Consider the following 20,853-nt stretch of genomic DNA (forward strand, 5'->3'; position numbering starts at 1 on the left):
TAAGCTCATCACGACGAGGGGCAAAACATGCTGCTAAATGAACAACTTGCAAGCAGAAGCAAACCGCGACTGGCGGTCCGCCTGGCGCAGAGCGCCGAAGATATTCGCCGCGCGCAGAAACTGCGCTTCGAAGTGTTTGCCGGCGAAATGGGCGCCGAACTGGCCTCCCACGATCTGGGCATAGACTGCGACGAATACGACGAGCTGTGCGACCACCTGATCGTAGAGGACCACAATACCGGCATGGTGGTGGGCACCTACCGCATGCTCTCTCCTACCGCCGCCCGCCGCGCGCCCAGCCTGTATTCCGAACATGAATTCGACCTCTCCCGCCTGTCCCACCTGCGCGACAACCTGATCGAAGTGGGCCGCTCCTGCGTGCACCGCGACTTCCGCTCCGGCGCGGTGATCGCGCTGTTGTGGTCCGGCCTGGCCGATTACGTCGCCAGCCAGAACGGCGCCTATCTGGCCGGCTGCGCCAGCGTGTCGCTGACCGACGGCGGGCATCAGGCGGTCAGCCTCTACCGCCAGCTGGAAGGCCAGTACCTGTCGCCGCCGGAATGGCGCGTCTTCCCCCACCTGCCGCTGCAGCTGGACCGCGTTGTCGACGACAGCGCCCCGGTGCCGCTGCCGCCGCTGATCAAGGGCTATCTGCGCGCCGGCGCCCATGTCTGCGGCGAACCGGCCTGGGACCCGGACTTCAACTGCGCCGACTTCTTCATGCTGCTACCGATGAGCCGGCTGAACGCGCGCTACAACAAGCATTTTGTCGGCGCCGCCGCCTGAGCCAGCCAGCGGGCAACGCCAGACGGACGGCGACGGGGTTCATGCCTAGACGGAATGCTACAATCGCGGCATGAACTACACCTTTGAACCGATAGGCGTGATCCACTCGCCGTATCGGGAAAAATTCGGCATCCCGCGCCAGCCCTCGCTGGCGACGGCTGCCGGCGTCACACTGCAGCTGCTGCCGCCTTACAACCATCCAGACTGCGTGCGCGGGCTGGAGGCCTTCTCCCATGTCTGGATCAGCTTTGTGTTCCACCAGACGCTGGAACGCGGCTGGCAGCCGCTGGTGCGGCCGCCGCGGCTGGGCGGCAACGCCAAGGTGGGGGTGTTCGCCAGCCGCTCCACCCACCGCCCCAATCCCTTGGGGCTGTCGCTGGTGGAGCTGGTTTCGGTCTCGACGGAAGGCGGCGTGTCGCTGCAACTGGCCGGGGCCGACCTGCTGGACGGCACGCCGGTGCTGGACATCAAACCTTACATTCCCTTCGTCGAGTCGCGCCCCGATGCGGCAGGCGGCTTTGTAGACGGCCCGCCGCCGCTGCTGCGGGTAGAATGGAGCGACGCCGCCCTGCGCCAATTGACCGAGCTTGAGCCGCCGCCCGGCTTCGCGACGCTGGTGGAGCAAGTGTTGGCCCAAGACCCGCGCCCGGCCTATCAGGACGATCCGCAACGCGTCTACGGCGTGATGCTGTATTGCTACAATGTCCGCTTCGGCATCGTTGCCAACAAGGCGACGGTGCTTGAAATTCTGCAAGAAAACCAAAACTAAATCGCATCTTCCCGGTCTTACTCGGGCAACTAAACCACTCAGGACAAAGAAAATGACCACTCGCGCGAAGACGATCGTACTCGCCTTCACCATGGTTTCCGTGTTGGCTACACCGTTTGCCGAGGCCGCGCGCCTGGGCAAGGGCAAGAGCGCAGGCATGCAGCGCTCCACGCCCACCCGTACCTATCAACCGAGCACGCCGGCCCAGGCGCCGCAGTCCGCCGGCGTGCCGGCTCCGGCTGCCGCCCCGGCACAGGCTCAACCGCAGAAGAGCGGCCCGGGCATCGGCACCGCGCTGGCCGCAGGCGCGGCAGGCGCGGCCGCCGGCTACATGCTGGGCTCCGCCGGCAGCGACAAGCAGCACGCCAATCAGCAAGCGGCGCCTCAGGACGCGGCAGGCAACGCCGCGCCGGCGCAACAGCAAAAGGATAGCGGCATGCCGTGGGGCATGCTGGCCCTGCTGGGCCTGCTGCTGGTAGGCGGCTTCATGTTCTTCCGCCGCAAGGCCGGCGCGCCGGGCGCCAATGCGCCGCAACCGGCCGGCATGCCGCAAGGCATGGCCGAACAGCCGCGCGGCTTCGATCCGATTCCGAAAATCGGCTCCGGCATGAACGGCGGCAACAGCCAGGGCTTCGGCGGCGGTTTCAACGCCGCGCAGGCGGCGCCGCAGACTCGCCTGCCCGACGGCACCGAAACGCCGAACTTCCTGCGCCAGGCCAAGGCCACCTTCCTGCACCTGCAAAGCCTGAACACGCCGGACAGCATGGAAGAAGTGCGCAAGTACATGACGCCGGACCTGTTCAACGCGCTGATCGGCGACATCTCCAGCAACAGCGGCGTGGCGGACTTCTCGCAGCTTGACTGCCAGCTGGCCGACGCCACGGTGGAAGACGGCCGTTACATCGCCAGCGTGCGCTTCTCCGGCCAGGTGAGCGAGGAAGTGGGCGCGCCGGTCGTGCCGTTCAGCGAAATCTGGCATTACATCAAGGATGGCAGCACCGGCGGACGCTGGCTGGTGGCGGGCATTCAGCAGGACTAAACGCGGCGCGCGGACGCTGTTGCGTTCCGGTCGCGCTTAACACTCGTTGACGACGGGCCGTGAGGCCCGTTTTTTATTTTCATGTCCATGCACTAAACTGGAATGCCGCTTGCTTGTAAGGCGGGACGGGTCAAACAAGAACCCGCTGACAGGGAGACCGCATCGCGATGACAGCTTTCGAGCACGCCGGCCTGAAAATCGGCAGCCATTTCCAGCCCGTCTACAGCCTGGCGCATCGACGCAGCATAGGCGTGGAGGCGTTGCTGCGAGCCGAGCAAGGCAAGGACGCGCTCACGCCCGCCGAAGCCTTCTACACCGCCATATCCCCCGAGCAGCGGCATCAGCTGGACGTCGCCGTCAGCCTGGCCCACATCCAGCGCTTCCTCAAGCTGGAGTCCGAGCACCCGCGCTGGCTGTTCCTGAACATCGACGCCGCTTCGCTGTCGCGTCCCGACCGGGCGATGGCGCTGGTCAACAACATCCGCCAGGCCGGACTGGAACCGCACCAAGTAGTGCTGGAAGTGCTGGAGCATGTGCTGGAGGTGGACGAGGCGCTGCTGGAAGGCGTGCATCTGCTGAAGAACAACGGCTTCATGATCGCCATCGACGACTTTGGCGTGGGCCACTCCAATCTGGAGCGGGTGTGCCAGCTGGAGCCGGCGATGGTGAAATTCGACCGCCAGCTGATGCGCAACGCCATCCATCAGCCGCGCAGCCGCAGCCTGCTGGCGCGCCTGGTGCGTTTGATGCACGAAATCGGTGCATTGGTGGTGCTGGAAGGCATCGAAACCGAGCGCGATGTGCTGGTGGCCATGGACTCCGGCTGCGACCTGATCCAGGGTTATTTTGTGGCCCATCCGGCGGAGCAGCCCGATGGCGACGACATCATCACCCCCAAGCTGGACGAACGCTGGGACGAGCTGATGGCGCATGCGCTGCTCAAGCGCAAACTCACCCGCCGCCAGATCGAGCTGGCGCGGCAATGCTTCGTGCAGAGCGCCATCTCGCTGATGCAAGGCACGCCGTTCGACCTGGCGGCCAAACCCATGCTGAGCCTGCCGGACGTGATCCGCTGCTTCCTGCTGAACAGCGAGGGACGGCAGATCGGCCGCAACCTCAACAACCGCCAGGCCGGCAGCGCCGCCGATCCGCGCTACGCGCCGCTGTCCGACACCACCGGCGCGGTGTGGTCGCGCCGCAGCTACTTCCAGCACGCGGTGGACCAGCCCGGCGTGCTGTATATGAGCGAGCCGTATCTGTCGATGACCGATCCGCGCTCCTGCGTGACGATGTCGATGGCGATAGAAATCGACGAGTGCATGCATGTGCTGTGCGCCGACCTGCTGGTGCCGCAGACCGACATCGCCTGATCCCGACCCAAAAAACAAGCGGCCTGCTGGCCGCTTGTTTTTCGATTGCCCGCCTTACTTGGCCGGCGTCACATCCTGAATGTATTCAAACAAGGTCACCACCTTCTGCACGCCGGCGGTTTCGCTGACCACCTTGGCCGCTATCTGGCCTTCGGCCTGCGTCACCAGGCCCAGCATGTAGACCACGCCGCGCTCGGTCACCACCTTCACGTCGTTAGGATTGTAGCCCTTGCCATCCAGCAAGCGGGTCCGCACCTTGCTGGTGATCCAGGTATCGTTGCTGCGCTCGGAGAAGCCGGAAACCGGCCCCACCGTCAGGTAGTTGTAGACGCGGCGCACATTGGGAATGCCACGCACGATCAGCTCCGCCTGCTGGCGCGCTTCTTCGGTGGGCACCTCGCCGGTCAACAGCACTGCGCGGTTGAAGCTGTTGCGGTTGACGTGGGCGGACGGCAGACGGCTGGCGATCTGCTCGCCGGACTTCAGCTCGATGCCCTGGTCGTCCACATAAGCGCCGCTGGTGCGGCGGTCTGCGGCCACCAGCACGCCGCCGGCAGCCGCGCCCGCCACCAGGCCGACGCAGCCGCTCAGGCCGCTGGCCAGGCCAGCCGCCAGCAGCAATGCGAATACGGTTTGTTTCATTTACTCTCCCCCAAGCAGCATGCAGTCAATGGCGTCGCATAGCGCGTGGATCAGCAGGATATGCACTTCCTGGATCCGGCAGGTGCGCAGCGACGGCACGTTCAGGTGTATATCTTCCGGCGACAGGATTTCCGTCACCTTGCCGCCATCCTTGCCGGTCAACGCGATCACGCTCATGCCGCGCTCGTGCGCGGCGTAGATGGCCTCGATCACATTGGCGGAGTTGCCGGATGTCGAAATGGCCAGCAGCAGGTCGTTGGTGTGGCCCAGGGCGCGCACCTGCTTGGAAAACACCATGTCGAAATCGTAATCGTTGCCGATGGCGGTCAAGGCCGAAGTATCGGTGGCCAGCGAAATCGCCGCCAGGCCCGGCCGCTCCTTCTCGAAGCGGCCCACCATCTCCGCGGCGAAGTGCTGGGCGTCGGCGGCGGAACCGCCATTGCCGCAAGCCAGAATCTTGCCCTCGTTCATCAGGCAGGCCACCATCAGCTCGGCCGCCGCGGCCACACCCGGCGACAGCAGCTCCATCGCCTCCTGCTTGGCGGCGATGCTTTCCAGAAAATGGCCGTTGACCCGGTCAATCAGATCCATTGGGGAATCCCCTTTTCTCAACTAATACTGCGTAAATACGTTCTTCAGCCACTGCGGCGGCTCGCCGCCCACGCTGACCACCGCGTCGAAGCGGCAAGGCGCATGAGTGTTGTGGCTGGCTAGATAGACTTCGGCGGCCAGCAGCAGTTTCCGCTGCTTGGCCTGAGTGATGCTGTCGGCGGCGCTGCCGAAGCGTCCGCCGCCGCGATGGCGCACCTCTACAAACACCAGGGCGTCGCCATCGCGCATGATCAGATCGATCTCGCCGCCGCGGCAATGCCAGTTGCGCGCCACCAGTTTCAGGCCGCGCTGTTGCAGCAGCGCCAGCGCGCGGTCTTCGGCATCGCGTCCGGCTTGGTTCATTGCAGCGCGTTGCCGCCCATCACGCCGGCCGGCAGCTGCCGCTCGAACACCCGGTCGCGGCCCAGCTTCAAATCGCCGGTGACGCCGTCCAGCTTCACCGACGCGCCGGGACGGCTGCCCGCCATCAGCACCGCCAGACGGTAGGCATCGATGCCCAGCGCATACAGCCGCTCCGTCTGCGCGGTCAGCGGCGTTGTCGGGCGCGGATAGCGCTTCACCGCCGGATGATCCGGCATCAGGAACCACGGCATGTCGATGAAGCGCACGCCGGCCAGCTCCGGCTGATTGCCGCCGGCATTCAGCTGCGAGGTGCCGTATACCGGCAGGTCCGGCGTCAGCGCCGCCTTCAGCTTGCCGGCTTGAGCGGCGTCCAGCGCCAAGGCCAGGGAATCGGCCTGACCGCTGGCCTGCAGCAACGCCGGCAGATTGTTGGGATCATACGCCTGCCGCAGCGCGTCCTTGCCGTTCAGCCGGCGCCATTCATCGGCAAAAGCCTTGGCCAGGCGCTGCGACAAGGCGTCGCCGCCCACCACCAGCAAGGGGTTGGCGCGGCCGTCATCGCGCATCAGTTGCGCCAGCTGGCGCGCCTCGCCCTCCACAATCAACGACAAGGAAAATAGCTTGGCATTGGCCGCGGCGTCGCGGTCGATGGAATTCAGCGCGAGGGTCGGCACCGTCACCGACGGCGCCAGCTGGGCGATGGCGCCGCGCGACAGCGGGCCGATCACCACATTGACCCCGTCCGCCACCGCCGCGCGATAGCGCTGCACCACATTGTCCGTAGTCGCGTCCACGCTGACCAGCTCGGCGTTTTGGTCCACCTGGGCCGCAGCCTCCACGCCGCTGCGCACCACGGCGGCCGCCTCGCCCAGCGCGGCCGATTCATTGGGCAGGATCAGCCCTATCTTGATCTTGGGCCGCCCGTTCGCCGGCCGGAAGGCCGGCGCGCTGGCCGCTGGCGCGGGGCTGGGCAAGGCGGCCGCGGCAGGCGCCGTCTGCGCCGGCGCGGGGGCCAGCCGCGGCGTTTGGCCGGGCGCTTGCTGCAGCGCGCGCATCGGCGCGCCGTTGCTTTGGATGATATAGTCTGGGGTTTGCGCCAGCGCGGGCGTCAACCACGTCAGCGCCAAGCTCACCAATAACAGCGGAGTCAGTCTTTGCATAACTCGTTCGCCCACCTGATCGATGCCGCCAGGGATAGTTTCTGTAGCGGGACATTATATGTGGTGGCCACGCCCATTGGAAATCTGGCCGACATCAGCGCGCGCGCGCTGGCGGCGTTTGAAGCCGCCGACGTGGTCTGCGCCGAAGACACCCGCGTCACCGGCCAGCTGCTGTCCGCCTATGGCATCCGCGCCAAACGGCTGGTCAGCCTGCGCGAACACAACGAGCGCGGCATGGCGGAACAAGTGGTGCGCTGGCTGTCCGAAGGGCAGATTGTGGTCCAGGTATCCGACGCCGGCACCCCGGCCGTGTCCGACCCCGGCGCGCGGCTGGTAGAGGCCGTGCGCGCCGCCGGCCACCCGGTGCGCCCGCTGCCCGGCGCCAGCGCCGTCATCGCCGCGCTGTCCGCCAGCGGCTTCACCGCCCCCACCTTCCTGTTCCACGGCTTTTTGCCGCCCAAAAGCGGCGAACGCCGCAAAACGCTGCAGCAATGGCTGTCCGCCCCCCATCTCACCGTCTGCTACGAAGCGCCGCACCGCATCGTGGACGCGCTGGGGGACATCGTGGCGGAACTGGGCGGCGAACGCCGCGTGATGATCGCGCGCGAACTGACCAAAACCTTTGAAACCTTCCAGGCGCTGCCGGCGGCGGAACTGCTGGAGTGGGTGAAGGCCGACAGCAACCAGCAGCGCGGCGAAATCGCCCTGATCATCGACGCCGCCCCGGCCGTAGAAGCCGATAACGACGCCCCGCCGGCCGAAGCCATGCGCGTGCTGCAAATCCTGGCCGCCGACCTGCCCACCAAGCAGGCCGCCACGCTGGCGGCCCAGATCAGCGGCGCCAACCGCAAGCAACTGTACGACTACGCGCTGAAACTGAAAAAAGACTAAGCCGCAACTATTTACAAGCGTGACGGCGAAGGTTAAGATTCGTTCTCTCGCAGATGTCGCCCGGGTGGCGAAATCGGTAGACGCAGGGGATTCAAAATCCCCCGCCGCAAGGCGTGTCGGTTCGAGTCCGACCCCGGGCACCACAAGACATCATGCAACGCAAAACAACCGCACGGCGCAGGCCCTGCGGTTTTTTGTTGTCTATTGTGCGCGCCGCATCTTCAAGAGCCAGCTGCTGCAAAGTCCGGTAGTGCTGGCCGATGGCGTCTAGAAGACCATCCATGGCCGCCGCCAGGGCCATCTCACCGCCATCAGCCTGGCGCAGCTGGAAAAGCTGGGCCTCTACGCCGCGCCGGACGTTCAGCCCTAAGCCCAAACCTCCCGCCCGTCCCCCCTCGACAGCCCGCCTTGCGTGGGCTGTCACGCTTTGCCCCGGTCAAACTGCGCAACAGCAAACCCTTCCCTATATGAAATATGACATTGACACGCAAGAACCAGCGAGAACGGCCGGAATCCGCCGGTTTCCACGCCATTGGGTGTGGGAGGATGTGAAAAAATTCCGTGGATTGCCCCCTCTTCACCACCTAAGTCATTGATTGTTGAGAACAACCCATCCACGGTTTGCCCTCTGAAATCCACGGTTTCGCCTCCCACTTCCACGGTTTGTCCCGATTCTTCCACATCGCCGTTTTACGGCTTCGCCCCTCTTCTTCTCTTCTTCTTTTATAAAAAACAAAGAGATAGAGAAGGAAAGCAGTGAAAAGGGAAGCGATGGACAATCCACGGAATGGATTTCATAATGCCAAAAGCATCCACGGTTTCGCCGGCCCATGTGGTGGAAACGGTGGATTCGCCCCTCCCTTCATGGCATTGATTTTATTTAGGTTTCTGGAACACCCACGGAATCAGGGGGAGAGGTGGTGGACAAACCGTGGACGAAAAGCCATTGCAGGACAATGACTTAGGTGGCAATCCACGGTTTCGGGGGGATTTTAGGTGTGTGTGCCTGGCTGGGCAGTGGGGAAGCTGCGGTTACAATCGACTGCTGACGGTCAGGAGCCGCCCTACCGGAAATAGTCGGAGCAGCCATTCGGATGGCTGCTTGGGGCGGATACCTGCCTTATGGGGACCAAGAGCAGCAACTCGTCCTTAGCTGATATTGTAAAGTCGCGTGCCATTGTCAGCTTCCAAACTTCAACGGTCGTTTGCTCATGAACACCGCTCCTTGATGTTCATCCTCCATCTGAAGTTAATATCCACCGAGGTGGAGACATGCCAAAGACATCGGCGTATATTGCACGTTAGCCAATACATGAAAAGACATGCCGCGATGACGACCTCCGATGCAAAGAAATACAGCCAAATAGTAGAAGCGTGCGATATCGAGCGCGTATTTCTAGCCTCAAACGTTCTTCCGTCTGCCGCAGATGCGTTTAGTGCACAAGTCAACTCCGTTGAAGAGGCAATCAAGACGGGCGATATCGTTATCGACACAAATGTGCTACTGATTCCATATGGTACAGGCTCCGCCAGTCTGATGGATATCATAGCAATTTATAAGAGGCTAAAAACTGAAAAACGTATATTTCTTCCCGCTCAAGTTGCAAGAGAATTTATAAAGAATCGCCCTAATAAAATTGCGGAACTGCAGCAAGCCCTTCTTGATAAGGTCAGCAGAATTGCAACCATCGATAAATTCTCATTCCCCATAATGGAAGATATTGATGAATATAAAAAACTAAATGAACTAATCGAGAAAGTAAAAAGCATCAAGAAAGAAATAGCAAAAGAAAATTCCGAACTTATCTCCAAAATAAACTCATGGGAGTGGAGTGACCCAGTCAATAGTTTATACAAGGACGTCTTTACAAGAGAACTAATTATCGAAACTGATGGAGAAAATAATGATGTTCTCGAAGAGCTTTTGCGTCGTCAACATCTTTCCATCCCTCCTGGCTACAAAGATTCAGGAAAAGATGACTTGGGGGTCGGCGATTTTCTAATATGGAAGACCATAATCAAGCTGGGAATGGAAAACAAGAAGGACATCATTTTTGTAAGTGGTGATGAGAAAGCCGACTGGCAACATCGCGCAGGTGGAAATGGGTTTTTGCCTCGTTTTGAGCTATTGGATGAATATCGAAGAGCCTCAGAAGGGAAAGCATTTTACATAATCCAACTTAGCAAGCTTCTTGAATTGTTACGCGCCAAACAGGATTCAGTTAATGAGATTAAACAAGAAGAAAGCCGAATTCAAGAATCCAATACAGCAGAAGTAAACTGCCCTTTTTGTGAGCACAAAGTTACATCCAGGTTGGGCGACCAGCCAGGACACTCCGCCCACCCGATATGCCCAAACTGCGGACAACGATTCCATCTTCATCGAACAAGGGAGGGAGTGACAATTCACAAACCTTTTGAAAAGGCTGAAAAGGCTTCCTCCTTAAAAATGGAATCCGTAACTTGCCCAGTATGCGCCAACGTTAACAACACCAAACTTCACGCTGACGCTGGGTCGACTGTTGATTGTGAATGTAATGCATGTGGATTATCATTCCCTGTGCACCGACTCCATGATGGAGGAGTAAGGGTGAGCATGTATGGTCAAAATCTTAAATAAATCATCGATGATGTCCAGGCTAGCGAACCTATCAAGTGTATGCCAACAAATTAATGCTGATGCGTCAGTCGGGTGTAGCATACCTTGGACGTTAAACCCGGATTGAGGGACAAAGCGGAAGAAGAAAGCCAGCTTCCGTTTTGGCGCAACTAATATCACAGAGTAACCGTACAGGCAGCTTCACACTGTACCTTCCGCTAAGCCTCTGACGGCTAAATGGCTGCATTGGGTCGAAAGCTGCCATTTCATAATGTGTATATTTTTGCGTATAGAAACATTTCCCACATCCTTAAAAATTAAATAATAACAATGATTTAATCAAACTTTTCGATAGAGACTCTGACTCGCAAAACGCAAGCACGTTTACGACGTGCCCAATCCCATCAAGGGCTGTAGGCTGGATTGGGCTGAGCCACGCGAAGCCCAACGCTTACCGCGTAATGTCGATTAGTTTTGCGTCCGCTCCGCGGACAACTATTTAAGTGCCGGTTCTGCCCGGCTTGACGGGTCCATTTCTTTTGCTTCGCCAAAAGAAATAGACGAAAGAAAAGGCGACCCAACAGCGCTGCGAAACCCCGCCTCCAAAGCCATTTCCAAGGCGCCGCCAAACTCGCGGGGCGCTAACGTCGCCCCGCTCAAACAGGAGGCGGCTTAAAACCTTGGAAAGGGCTTCGGAGTCGGCTTGCGCTGATGGGATAGGGGCAAGTCGGTTCGGTTCAACAATCGGATACGCCGACTCAGTACAATGCCCGTAAACAACTGGCACATTTGCGACGCACCCGCGTCCCTTCAAGCCTGCCGCCGAGCAGCCCCGGCATTGAAAACCATCATCCGCGCAGCGGATTCTACTTACTGCTTCAAAATACAGCCGGTTTTCCACCCTATTCCCTTGCCTCGCAAGCCTTCCCTCCGGATAATCTCACCTGTGCCGTTCAATAGCGGCATCGGGATTGGCGTCCCGATACTTCACCGGGGACTGCTGCGTTCACTCGCACCAGTCCTAGACACCATTGCTACGCGCAATTTATGGCGGGCGGTGGTGGGAGCATCGAAAGATGCGCCGGAGGTGAAGCCGGTACGCCAATCCCGCCATGCGCCTGCCACCCCGCCTGGCGTCGGGAGTGGCAGGAAAATGCACACTTCACCGGAGGGTTTTGCCATGCCTAGCATCACCCGCAGTTCGTCTCACCTTGCCGTTTCCCTGAAAAACCGTCACCCCGCCCGCAGCCGTTGGCTGCTGCACAATCAAGTCCCCACGCATCCGCCCAGCCTGCTGGCCATGACCCGGCTGCATGAAGCCTTTGCCGCCTTGCAAGAGCAATTGGCAAGCAAGGACCAAGCCAAGGTCAGAGAGCCGGCCGCGCGCGTGGCGCATTTGTGCCACGACATCGAGCAGGCGGTGGTGGAGTCCATCTGCCACCTCGCCCATGGCCAATTGGGTTTGCAGTCGGTGATCGATTTGCTCGCTTGCCTGGGCGACGACGTGCGCCTGCCATCCAGCCGCATCAAGGAATTGCTGGAGCCGCTGGATAAACGCATGGGCGAATCGCTGACCTTGCTCACCCGCGTGCTGTAAGCAACACAAAACATCACGCGCAGGGAACAACCGCACGGCGCAGGCCGTGCGGTTGTTTGTCGTTCATTGCAATGCCTACTGAATCCAGGACTCCGACTTGAGCCAAGAGCGGCAAACGCAGGTTACCGCTCTTGGGATCCAAGCCATCTAGCAGTCAAAAAGATGCGGAAGCTGGGTCAAGCCAACTTCTCAGCCCGTGGTAAAGCCGTGCTCTGTTCGCATCTCTCCGCTGCGACGAGGCGTCTCATAGAGTTTCTGCATGGCAAGCAGCCCTGGAAAAATGTTTTGCGGCGGCTCATGAGGCATCAAGGGTTCTTCTCCTAAACCCAATTCCGCGACTGTGCACTTGCAAATAAAATCTTTCCACTCTGCCGCTTTGCGCCCGGTCCATATTTCAGACATAGGGATATCGTGGCTGCTGACAAACTGGATCAAACCATCATGTCGGCCAATGCTGACGTTTCGGAACACATAATGGAATGCGAACTCAGGCGCCAATTCCCCGTTTAAGCGGGCAACAAGCGTATTGACAGCGCCCATTGCGGCGGGCAGAGCGGCGGCGCAGCTCATCCGCAACGGGCCGGAACTGGCCGTGCTGATGGCGGCGCAGTCACCGATAGCCAAGACTTCTGGATAGCCTTTGCAACTGAGGTCAGTCTCTACAAGCGCGCAACCGCGCTCATCCACCTCTAAACCAGCAGCCGAAATCAATGGCGATGGGCGGAATCCCGCAGTCAACACGCACAAGTCAAAGGCTTCGGTCGTTCCGTCGGCAAAGGTGACGACCTCATTGCCGCTGGCAATTGCCCGGGAATCAGATCGCCAGTCAATACCCAACCTTTCAGCCGCAGCCTGCAAGTACTGAATGGCTTCCCGACTGAACCCACCGGGCTGATTCATTGGTCTTAGCCTGCCTGAATCGGCAAGGGTAATGCGGGCCTCTGGATAGGTCTCCGCCAGCTCGAACGCGCATTCCAATCCTGATAGCCCGGCGCCGACCAATAGGACTTTCGGTTTGCTGATAGCTTTTAGGCGGTCATGAATAATCTCTGCCTGCGCCGCGTCGTTCAGGGTGAGCATGCTCTGCAGCCCCGGTGGCGCAACAATACGGCTTCCAAGCGCCAGCACTAGATAATCGTAATCGATTGCCTGAAGGTTTCCATTACTGCTGCGAGCTGTAACGCTGCGCTCCTTGGGCTGGATACTCTCTACCTGGGCTTGAACAAATTCCACATTGAGCGAAGAGAGTATCTGCGCATAAGCGTATCGAGGCAGCTCTTGACCCGCAGCCAGCTGGTGGAAGCGGATGCGCTCGCACCAATGATCCGAGGCATCGATAAGAGTGATGCTCGCTATCCGGCTGAAGTGTGTTGCGCAGAGGCGCGCCAGATGCAAGCCGGCATAACCGCCGCCAAGAATAAGGATACGGGGTTGGCTTCTCGCCATAGGGTATCTCCAAGTGTGACCAAGTAAACCCTTATGACGAGACAGGCCGTATCATTGTGACAACTCAAGCCATCGCGGAGCCTCATTGCATGCACTTGCCTGTATTTATGGAACATCGCTCACGCTTGCTGGCTCTGGCTTACAGGATGTTGGGTTCGAGAGCGGATGCGCAGGACGTGGTTCAGGATGCCTGGCTGCGGTGGAGTGCCTGCAAGCTGGATGAGCTTGATCAGCCTGCGGCCTATCTAACGCGCATCACTACACATCTTTGTCTGGACAAACTACGCTCAGCGCAAGCTCGGCGCGAACAATACATAGGCATTTGCCTGCCCGAGCCACTCTCGAAACATGACGATTGTGTAGGGCCGGAAGGGCGTGCTGAACAAGCGCAACTGGTTTCTTATGGCTGGCTGCTTGCTTTGCAGCGCTTGGGGCCATTAGAGCGTGCTGCTTTTCTTCTTCGCGAGGTATTCGATGTTGACTATGCGGAAATCTCACAAATCGTACAGCGCAGCCCGCTCGCTTGCCGTCAGTTGGTCAGTCGGTCCAAAAGACGCCTACAGCAGGAACCAAGCAGTCTACTGTCACAGCCAAACAACGCGGAAACACTATCCAAGGCATTCATTGCTGCACTGGAAAGCGGAAATACCGATGAGCTTGCCAAGTTGTTGGCGGAGGATGTGACCTACATGGCAGATGGCGGTGGCCAAGCATCGGCACTGCTGGCGCCTTTGACTGGTGCCCGTCCGGTTTCAAGGTTGATCCAGGGAATCTGGCGAAACGCAAAAAAATCCCAAATAAAACTGCAGATACAAGTCATCAATGGCATGCCGGGAATACTATTTTGGCAACAGGACCGGCTTTATATGAGCGTTGCCATAGCATCCAATCATGCCGAAAAAATATCGGCCCTGTATGTCATGCGCAATCCAAACAAATTGACTCACCTTGTAGACCAGCCCTGCAAGTTGGCTGAACTAAGCCAAGCCCAACAATGAGCGAAAGAACGGGCGATCTTCTGGCAGAACATGGGATGGCCGGCAAAGGGCAGCGCAGCGGCGAGCTGCGCGGGAAAGGATGACGACTTATTTTGCCAAGTGCCCAAACGTATTCGCGTCAGCATTCCCTGGCTGAAAAATAACGCTTCCGATTTTTTCTATTACAGCGAAATCAGCGGCGTGATGGAAATCAAACGGCTAAAACCGCTGTAGCGCCAGGCGCTCCTCAAGCCCGCCAAACCGCGCCGCCACCGCGTCAGTCCGCGACCGCTCGATGTGCATGGCGCTGTCGTCGATGGCGTGGACGATCAGTTGCCGAATACCTCGCGGTAAGCCTTGCATAGGCGAGGCCGCGGCATAACGCTCCGGCTGCTCATCCGACGCAGCGCCCATCAGCTCCTGCGCCGCGCCACGACCCAGCGCCATTGAATAAGCGGCATGCAGGTCGCTGACCGGCGCGGCAAATGCTTTGCCTTTCCAGCTTGTCAGCGCTGAACCCTGTCTGCTCGCCCCGTCATATTTTCTGTCGCACCCTATGGCGTAAACCGGCCCTGCGCCGACTTTCCGCCTCCACTCCGACAGAAAGGCAGGGCATGCACGCTTTCTCCATAGCCATCGACAGCGCGATTGCACCCGCCATCCTGCCGGCGCCGCTGCAAGCCCGAGCCGAGCGCATCTGCCGGCTGGAGCGCTGGCGCGACGACGACCGCGCCGGCTGGCTGGAAACGCTGGGCCGCCAGCTTCACGAGGACGGCGTGCCGGCGGCGGAGTTGATTGCGGCGCTGGATGCCCATCTTTATGTCCATCACCCAGAGCACGCCTACGCCGACGACGTGGAGGCATTTGAAGAGCGGGCGGCGATTCTGGAATTCGACGCACACCTGCCGCGCCCGCAAGCCGAACGGCTGGCCGCCAAGCATAACGACTGCGCAAGCTGCCGCCACTGGCGCGGCGAAGCCACCATCCCGGATGCCCGGCAACGGGCCGCCATGCTGGTGGGGCTGCCCGCGCCGCGCCTGGGCAACGCCACGGTGGGCGTTTGCGCCACCGGCTACCGCCCGTGGCGGGTGTCCAATCTGGCGGACAGCGCGGATTATCTGCGCTGGCACTTCATCGGCGAATGCGCGGCCAAAACACCGCAACAGACGCGCATCCGCCGCTAATATGCAAAACCGCCGCCGCTTCTCCAGCAAGGACGGCGTTTCCCGTCAGCGGGTTTGATCCAGCCGCCGCAGCGCCGCCACCCGCGCCTCAAAGCTGGCGAAGCGGCCATCCAGCTGACGCAGCTGCCGGGTTTTATCTGCCGGGCTAAGGAAGGAATAGCGGATGCTGCGGTATACCGTGCGCTTCAGTTCCTCATACGACGGCTTGTAGCGGCTGGCGTATAGCAGGTATTCATTGCCGATGTCGCTGCGCGACACGCCTTCGTCGTCGGTGGAGATCACAAACGGCACGCCGTAGCGGCGATACAGCAGCACCGGATGCGCCGCGCCCTGCACGCCCAGGATGAACTCGTTGCTGGTGAGATTGATCTCCACCGCCACATCGCGGCGGCGCATCTCGGCCAGCAGGCGGTCGGCTTCTTCTTCATGGCTGATGTCTATGCCGTGGCCGATGCGGTTGGCCCCGGCCAGTTCCACCGCCAGCCGAATATGGTCGCGCAGGCCTTCCGGCGGCACCATGCCCAGCACCAGTTCGCCGGCGTGCAAGGCCAGCTTCACGTCGGGGATGCGCTGTTTGAGGAAATGGATCATGCGCATGTGCAGCGCGTAGTCGCGCATCGCCACGATGCCGTTTTCCGGGCCGACAATGTTCAGGCCCACCACCAGCGGGTTGCCATGGGCGGCGGCAAAGCCTGCGTACAGGGCGGCAAAGGTGGCCGATGGCGAATTATTGCGCGAGACATAAGTCTGGAAGCGCAGGGTGAAGTCGGCATCGTCCATGCCCTGGGCGTAGCCGGCCAGTTGCTGGCGATACTGCTGGATCATGTCCTGCGTCGCCGCGTCCGCCGCCAGCTTGTCCATGGCCTGGCCCAGCGCCTGGTCGATCTGGTCCGCGCTCATGCCTGCCGGCAGGTTGTCCAGCGCGGCGGCCAGTTTGCTGTTGTCGCCGGCCGGCGCGCCGCGCAGCATGGTTTCCAGGTATTGCAGGTTTTCGGCCTTGGCGCGCGCTTTCAGCAGCTGCAGCCCTTCGCGCGGGGAATAGCCGGCTGCCGCGCCAAAGTAGCCGAAGGTATCGAAGAACTGCTTGTCCGGCGGCGGCTGGTCATGGCTGTGGTTGTAGAAGTCCTTGTCCGACCACACCGTCAGCAGCTTGCGGTACAGGCCGTTGTCCTCCTTGAGCTGCTCGGCGCTCAGGCATTCGTTGCCGGGCTGGGCCGCAGCCTGCTGCGGCTTGGTCTCTATCTTCAGCGTGGCGCGGTAGATGCAGTACTGTTGCTTGTCCACCCAGTCCAGATAGGTTTCCACATACAGCGCGCCGGTATAGTGGTGATGCAGGTCGCCGCCTTTGGGCATCATGTTCATCAGCAGGCCCAGCTCCGCCAGCCGGCCGCCGTTGCTGACCAATTGCTGGTAATAATCGCGGGTGGCTTGATAGTTTGCCTGCTGCTGGGCGGCGCGAATCGGCGCTTCCGCACTCGCGCCTTGCGGCAGCAGCGCCAGGGAGAGCTGCAGACAGGCCATGGCCAGTATCGATTTCACATTCCCCTCCAGTCATTGCTTGACAATGACATAAACGTAGCAGCTGTAAAGGGAAAGCGGAAGGACAAAAAGCCTGCTTGGCGGGCAACGCCCATGCGGAGGAATGGAGACGCTAAGCGGCGGCGGCCAATGGGATGAAGCCATTGCGACCGGATGGCAGCGGGCCATAGGCAAAGCCGGCGCCAGCGGGCGAGACGCCGTACAAGAACCGCACCAGGCGTAACAAAAAATAATGAAAACAGCTATTTAGGCCAGCCATAAAAGACCGATATAAAGGCCAGCAGGCCCGATCATCTCACCACGGAGAGACAGTTAGCGGCAAATCCAGGCGAACCTTCCGATCCCTCATCTTGATTGGTTGCGCCGCGCCCCACCGCCATCCGCAGCATCCCACCAGACCGCTCTTCCGGCGAGGACTCCGGCTACGGTCAAACTGCGAGACGGCAAGCGGCTGCGACGCCAGATTGCCAGCGCACTGCGCGACAACATCAACTCAGGCCATCCCCAAGCGGATGGCCTTTGTTATGGCGGTTTCAGGCCGGCTGCCGCGCCTGGGTCAGTAATGCTCCCGCGCCGCCCGGCGAATGGTCGAGGCATGGTTCCCAGCAAGGCAGTTTGCTCACCCACAAACTGCGCCTTTATAACCGCCGGCCCATGCCATCCGGCTTTTACCAAACGTTTACCCTTGGCGCAGGCACTTGGCGGCCTGCCGCGGTCTATTCCTGTTTAGTCATCGCAACAGGAATCGATAGCCATGCTGGAAAACTACTTCCCCATCTTGCTGTTCATCGTGGTGGGCCTGCTGATGGGGGTTCTGCCTATGCTGGCGGGCCGCTTGCTGGGCCCCAACCGGCCAGACCCGGAAAAACTGTCGCCCTACGAGTGCGGCTTTGAGGCCTTTGGCGACGCGCGCAGACGCTTCGATGTGCGCTACTACCTGGTGGCCATCCTGTTCATCCTGTTCGATCTGGAAGTGGCCTTCATGATTCCGTGGGCGGTGACGTTGAAAGACGAGCTGGGCCTGTTTGGCCTGGGCGCGATGGCGGTATTCCTGGCTTTCCTGACCATAGGCTTTTTCTACGAATGGAAAAAAGGCGCGCTGGAGTGGGATTGAGCGCATAGCGGCACGCAAAAAGGCCGTCCACGCTGGGACGGCCTTTTTCTTTACGCGGCGGATGCAAACCAGCCCACGATAAGCGCTTACACCAGATTACCGCCCAGAATCACCATGGCGAAGCCCAGGTAGATCAGCACGCCGACGAAGTCGCAAATGCTGGTGAGCATAGGCGAGGACAGGGTGGCCGGGTCGGCGCCGAACCGTTTAGCGGCAAACGGCAGGACAGCGCCAATAATCGAACCGGTCAGGGTGCAGGCGAACATGGATACGCCCACCACCAGCAGAATGTCGCCGCCCGGAGATTTGGTGAAATGGGCCATCACCACCTCGGCAACCGCGACAACGGAAGCCAGCATGCAGGCAATCACGATTTCCTTTTTCAACACCAGGAACACATCCTTGGCGCGGACCTTCAAGTCTTGCAGCGCGATGGAGCGGATGACCAGCGTGGCGACCTGGCTGGCGGAGTTGCCGCCCATGTCCACGATGGCCGGCAGGAAGGCCGCCAGAATGATGGCTTGGTCCAGCAGCTCGGTCTGACCGGCAATGATGCTGCTGGTCAAGATGCCAAAGGCAGTCAGGATGAGCAGCCACATGGCGCGCACCCGGAAAATGCGCCAGATGCTGTCGCGCTTCATGTCCAGATCATTGCCATCGATCGCGTGGTTGCCGCCGAAGTCGGAGATATCGTCCGCCACTTCCTTCACGTAATCAGCGTTTACCCAGCGCATGCCTTGCGCGTCAGTCATGTAGATTTTGCTTGCTTGGTTCATTTGGCGTTGCCTTTCCAAATTGCAGATGCGCCCCGATCAGAATGATCCATCCCAGCTGCCGGGAATTCGCGCAAAAGCAAATCTTCAGTTTTAACAATTTTAATGTAAAATGGATATTTTTTGGCGTTTCATCAAAAAATGCGCCACTACTCTCAGACAAGTTTTTTAAATCAGATACCTATCCAATACAGCGACAGCAGAAACGCTTACAGAATGAACGTGCCCGGACTTTTTAGTGCGGCAGAAATCTTGCAACTTCCCCTCACATGCGCGCCGATGCGTTTCATCCGGACGCACATCCCCCTGCCTCTGGAAAAAACACGCGCCTGCCAACGATAGACGCAAGGTTTCCTCCGTATAGCAACGGAAAATTCAAAAAGGGGAGAGACAGACGAGACTAGGCCGCGCCCATTTCCGGGTCATGCCGACGGGACTGCCACCGCCCGCCAAGACCTAGGTCAGCGGGACAAGGGCTCCGGCCGGCACGGTCGAGGTTCTGGTTCTTCAGACATCGAAATCTCCGTGTAGCGGATCAAGGGAAGAAGCTGACAGGCAGCCGCAATGGCGGCGCTTGCCGGTAGCTCCGGTTCAATAGGAACTGGCGGATGCGATGCGGCGGGCCCAAGGCCGGCCGGCGCTGCCCGAAGGCAAAAGAGGAGAGAGCGGAGGCCCGAGGGCCAATGACGCCACACCCTGGCTTGCAGGATGCGACAGTAGAAGAATCAGACTGCGCGAATCCCGCAAAGCGACGTGTCGATGAAGGATCGACTACACCCGTCGTTGTTCACGATGAACCTTTGCTTTGTGGATAACGCGGCAGACTATATCCGTCCGAACCAATCAAATCAAACTTTGTAACCGCTATTTTACACTTCACTCGCCAAAACAGGAAAATCAATTCTAAAAAATGCTTAAAAATACACACTAAATTTATTTGACATTAAATGAATGCGCCAAGCTGCAGCCTCACCGCCGACGCTTGGTGATAAGCCGACAGGCCAAATGGATACAATAAGGCGGCATACATTTGTGTAACATTCAGTCTTTATGACAAGCATTTTTCCTCCATGATCGTTCGCCATATTCCCTCCTGGTTCCGCCTGCTGTTCGTCTGGCATGGCTCGGTGCTGCCGCGCATCTGGCCGCGGCTGCTGATGGTGTTGGCGGTGGGACTGGTCGCCGCCGGCTTGCGTCACTGGTGGCTGCAAAGCCTGCGCGACTCTTCGCTGAGCATCCCCACTTTCACGCTGCTGGGCGTATCGCTGGCCATCTTCCTGGGCTTTCGCAACTCCGTCAGCTACGACCGCTTCTGGGAAGCCCGCAAACTATGGGGCGCGCTGCTGATCGCCAGCCGCTCGCTGACCCGGCAAATGCTGGCCGCGCTGGGAGACAACGACGACAGCAGCCGTTTCATCGACGGCGTGTGCGCCTTTGCCTACGCCCTGAAAGCGCAATTGCGCGGCCAGGACGCGGAGGCGCAGCTGCGCCGGTTGTTGCCGGCGGAGGCCCTGGAAAAAGTGCTGGCCGGAAGTTTCCGCCCGGCCCTGATTTTGGTCTGGCTGGGCCGCGAAGCGCAGCGGCTGCAGCGCGCCGGCCAGCTCAGCGAACTGCAATGGCACGCGCTGGACCGCAATCTGAACACGCTGTCGGAAATCCTGGGCGGCTGCGAGCGCATCGCCTCCACCCCCATGCCCTTCACCTACCGCGTGCTGCTGAACCGCACCATCACCATTTATTGCCTGCTGCTGCCGGCCGGGCTGGTGACCAGCATAGGCTGGCTGACGCCGCCGATCGCGGTTTTCATCGCCTACACCTATTTCGCGCTGGAACAGATTGCCGAAGAACTGGAAGAGCCGTTCGGCACCGAAGGCAACGACCTGCCGCTGGCGACCTTGTGCCACACCATAGAAGCGTCGCTGCGCGAGATGCAGGGTTTGCCGCTGCAGCCGCCGCCGCCGCGCCAGGGCATCTACCTTCATTGATAGAAGGTAGCAATGACAATGGCCTTAC

19 protein-coding genes and 1 tRNA gene are annotated in these 20,853 nt (G+C 60.0%); 12 read left to right on the forward strand and 8 right to left on the reverse strand.

What is annotated here, in order from left to right; translation table 11 throughout:
• Positions 1 to 27 precede the first annotated feature (27 nt).
• The 4 genes from C2134_RS17005 (at position 28) to C2134_RS17020 (ending at position 3,964) form a co-directional block, all read left to right on the forward strand.
• Entirely contained in the window at positions 28 to 786 is a 759-nt protein-coding gene (locus C2134_RS17005) for a GNAT family N-acetyltransferase (protein ID WP_103321294.1), read from the forward strand.
• A gap of 70 nt (positions 787 to 856) precedes the next feature.
• Positions 857 to 1,555, forward strand: coding sequence for a tRNA (N6-threonylcarbamoyladenosine(37)-N6)-methyltransferase TrmO (gene tsaA / locus C2134_RS17010; RefSeq protein ID WP_103321295.1), 699 nt, complete (start codon positions 857 to 859; stop codon positions 1,553 to 1,555).
• Between the two features lie 52 nt (positions 1,556 to 1,607).
• The gene (locus C2134_RS17015) at positions 1,608 to 2,594 is read left to right on the forward strand and encodes a Tim44 domain-containing protein (protein ID WP_103321296.1); all 987 of its coding nucleotides are present in this window, start codon (positions 1,608 to 1,610) and stop codon (positions 2,592 to 2,594) included.
• Between the two features lie 167 nt (positions 2,595 to 2,761).
• The gene (locus C2134_RS17020; protein WP_103321297.1) at positions 2,762 to 3,964 is read left to right on the forward strand and encodes a sensor domain-containing phosphodiesterase; all 1,203 of its coding nucleotides are present in this window, start codon (positions 2,762 to 2,764) and stop codon (positions 3,962 to 3,964) included.
• 54 nt (positions 3,965 to 4,018) lie between these two features.
• Here the strand turns inward: C2134_RS17020 and C2134_RS17025 are convergent, their stop codons facing one another.
• From C2134_RS17025 to C2134_RS17040, 4 genes are read right to left on the reverse strand one after another with little or no spacing between them, the layout of a single operon-like run.
• On the reverse strand, positions 4,019 to 4,606 hold the full coding sequence (locus C2134_RS17025; RefSeq protein WP_071109819.1) for a BON domain-containing protein: 588 nt from the start codon (positions 4,604 to 4,606) through the stop codon (positions 4,019 to 4,021).
• A complete protein-coding gene (locus tag C2134_RS17030; RefSeq protein ID WP_043620403.1) occupies positions 4,607 to 5,197 on the reverse strand; it encodes a phosphoheptose isomerase in 591 nt (196 codons plus the stop codon).
• Between the two features lie 21 nt (positions 5,198 to 5,218).
• The gene (locus tag C2134_RS17035; RefSeq protein ID WP_103321298.1) at positions 5,219 to 5,560 is read right to left on the reverse strand and encodes a YraN family protein; all 342 of its coding nucleotides are present in this window, start codon (positions 5,558 to 5,560) and stop codon (positions 5,219 to 5,221) included.
• Positions 5,557 to 6,720: a penicillin-binding protein activator gene (locus C2134_RS17040; protein ID WP_103321299.1), complete on the reverse strand. Its 1,164-nt coding sequence runs from the start codon at positions 6,718 to 6,720 to the stop codon at positions 5,557 to 5,559. The genes C2134_RS17035 and C2134_RS17040 overlap by 4 nt, the downstream gene beginning before the upstream one ends.
• Here C2134_RS17040 and rsmI point away from each other — a divergent pair.
• The 4 genes from rsmI to C2134_RS17055 all read left to right on the forward strand — a co-directional run bounded on the left by rsmI (position 6,715) and on the right by C2134_RS17055 (position 11,807).
• On the forward strand, positions 6,715 to 7,611 hold the full coding sequence (gene rsmI / locus C2134_RS17045; protein WP_233196489.1) for a 16S rRNA (cytidine(1402)-2'-O)-methyltransferase: 897 nt from the start codon (positions 6,715 to 6,717) through the stop codon (positions 7,609 to 7,611). The genes C2134_RS17040 and rsmI overlap by 6 nt on opposite strands.
• 58 nt (positions 7,612 to 7,669) lie before the next feature.
• Positions 7,670 to 7,754: transfer RNA gene (locus C2134_RS17050), tRNA-Leu, on the forward strand.
• A gap of 1,187 nt (positions 7,755 to 8,941) precedes the next feature.
• Entirely contained in the window at positions 8,942 to 10,231 is a 1,290-nt protein-coding gene (locus tag C2134_RS21335; protein WP_146042193.1) for a PIN domain-containing protein, read from the forward strand.
• Positions 10,232 to 11,390: 1,159 nt separating this feature from the next.
• Positions 11,391 to 11,807: a DUF1484 domain-containing protein gene (locus C2134_RS17055; RefSeq protein WP_103321301.1), complete on the forward strand. Its 417-nt coding sequence runs from the start codon at positions 11,391 to 11,393 to the stop codon at positions 11,805 to 11,807.
• Positions 11,808 to 11,996: 189 nt separating this feature from the next.
• Here C2134_RS17055 and C2134_RS17060 read toward each other — a convergent pair whose 3' ends face one another.
• Positions 11,997 to 13,253, reverse strand: coding sequence for an NAD(P)/FAD-dependent oxidoreductase (locus C2134_RS17060; protein WP_103321302.1), 1,257 nt, complete (start codon positions 13,251 to 13,253; stop codon positions 11,997 to 11,999).
• 89 nt (positions 13,254 to 13,342) lie between these two features.
• Between C2134_RS17060 and sigJ the strand changes: the two genes are divergently transcribed.
• Positions 13,343 to 14,251 carry an RNA polymerase sigma factor SigJ gene (gene sigJ, locus C2134_RS17065; protein WP_103321303.1) on the forward strand — a complete coding sequence of 303 codons (909 nt, stop codon included), beginning with the start codon at positions 13,343 to 13,345 and terminating at the stop codon, positions 14,249 to 14,251.
• Positions 14,252 to 14,449: 198 nt separating this feature from the next.
• Here the strand turns inward: sigJ and C2134_RS17075 are convergent, their stop codons facing one another.
• Positions 14,450 to 14,677 (reverse strand): hypothetical protein, encoded by a 228-nt coding sequence (locus tag C2134_RS17075; RefSeq protein WP_103321305.1) that lies wholly within the window; start codon positions 14,675 to 14,677, stop codon positions 14,450 to 14,452.
• 167 nt (positions 14,678 to 14,844) lie between these two features.
• Here C2134_RS17075 and C2134_RS17080 point away from each other — a divergent pair, with 167 nt between their 5' ends.
• Entirely contained in the window at positions 14,845 to 15,414 is a 570-nt protein-coding gene (locus tag C2134_RS17080; RefSeq protein WP_103321306.1) for a hypothetical protein, read from the forward strand.
• A 45-nt stretch (positions 15,415 to 15,459) separates the two neighbouring features.
• Here the strand turns inward: C2134_RS17080 and C2134_RS17085 are convergent, their stop codons facing one another.
• Positions 15,460 to 16,953 (reverse strand): amidohydrolase family protein, encoded by a 1,494-nt coding sequence (locus tag C2134_RS17085; RefSeq protein WP_199179967.1) that lies wholly within the window; start codon positions 16,951 to 16,953, stop codon positions 15,460 to 15,462.
• Positions 16,954 to 17,707: 754 nt separating this feature from the next.
• On the opposite strand from C2134_RS17085, the gene C2134_RS17090 reads away from it, so the two are divergent.
• Positions 17,708 to 18,067, forward strand: coding sequence for an NADH-quinone oxidoreductase subunit A (locus C2134_RS17090; protein ID WP_043620422.1), 360 nt, complete (start codon positions 17,708 to 17,710; stop codon positions 18,065 to 18,067).
• Positions 18,068 to 18,153: 86 nt separating this feature from the next.
• Here the strand turns inward: C2134_RS17090 and C2134_RS17095 are convergent, their stop codons facing one another.
• Positions 18,154 to 18,819 (reverse strand): magnesium transporter, encoded by a 666-nt coding sequence (locus C2134_RS17095; protein ID WP_158248798.1) that lies wholly within the window; start codon positions 18,817 to 18,819, stop codon positions 18,154 to 18,156.
• A 1,091-nt stretch (positions 18,820 to 19,910) separates the two neighbouring features.
• Here C2134_RS17095 and C2134_RS17100 point away from each other — a divergent pair.
• Positions 19,911 to 20,825 (forward strand): bestrophin family protein, encoded by a 915-nt coding sequence (locus tag C2134_RS17100; protein ID WP_103321308.1) that lies wholly within the window; start codon positions 19,911 to 19,913, stop codon positions 20,823 to 20,825.
• Positions 20,826 to 20,853 lie beyond the last annotated feature (28 nt).

Source organism: Chromobacterium sinusclupearum (genome assembly GCF_002902845.1).
Lineage (GTDB): Bacteria > Pseudomonadota > Gammaproteobacteria > Burkholderiales > Chromobacteriaceae > Chromobacterium > Chromobacterium sinusclupearum.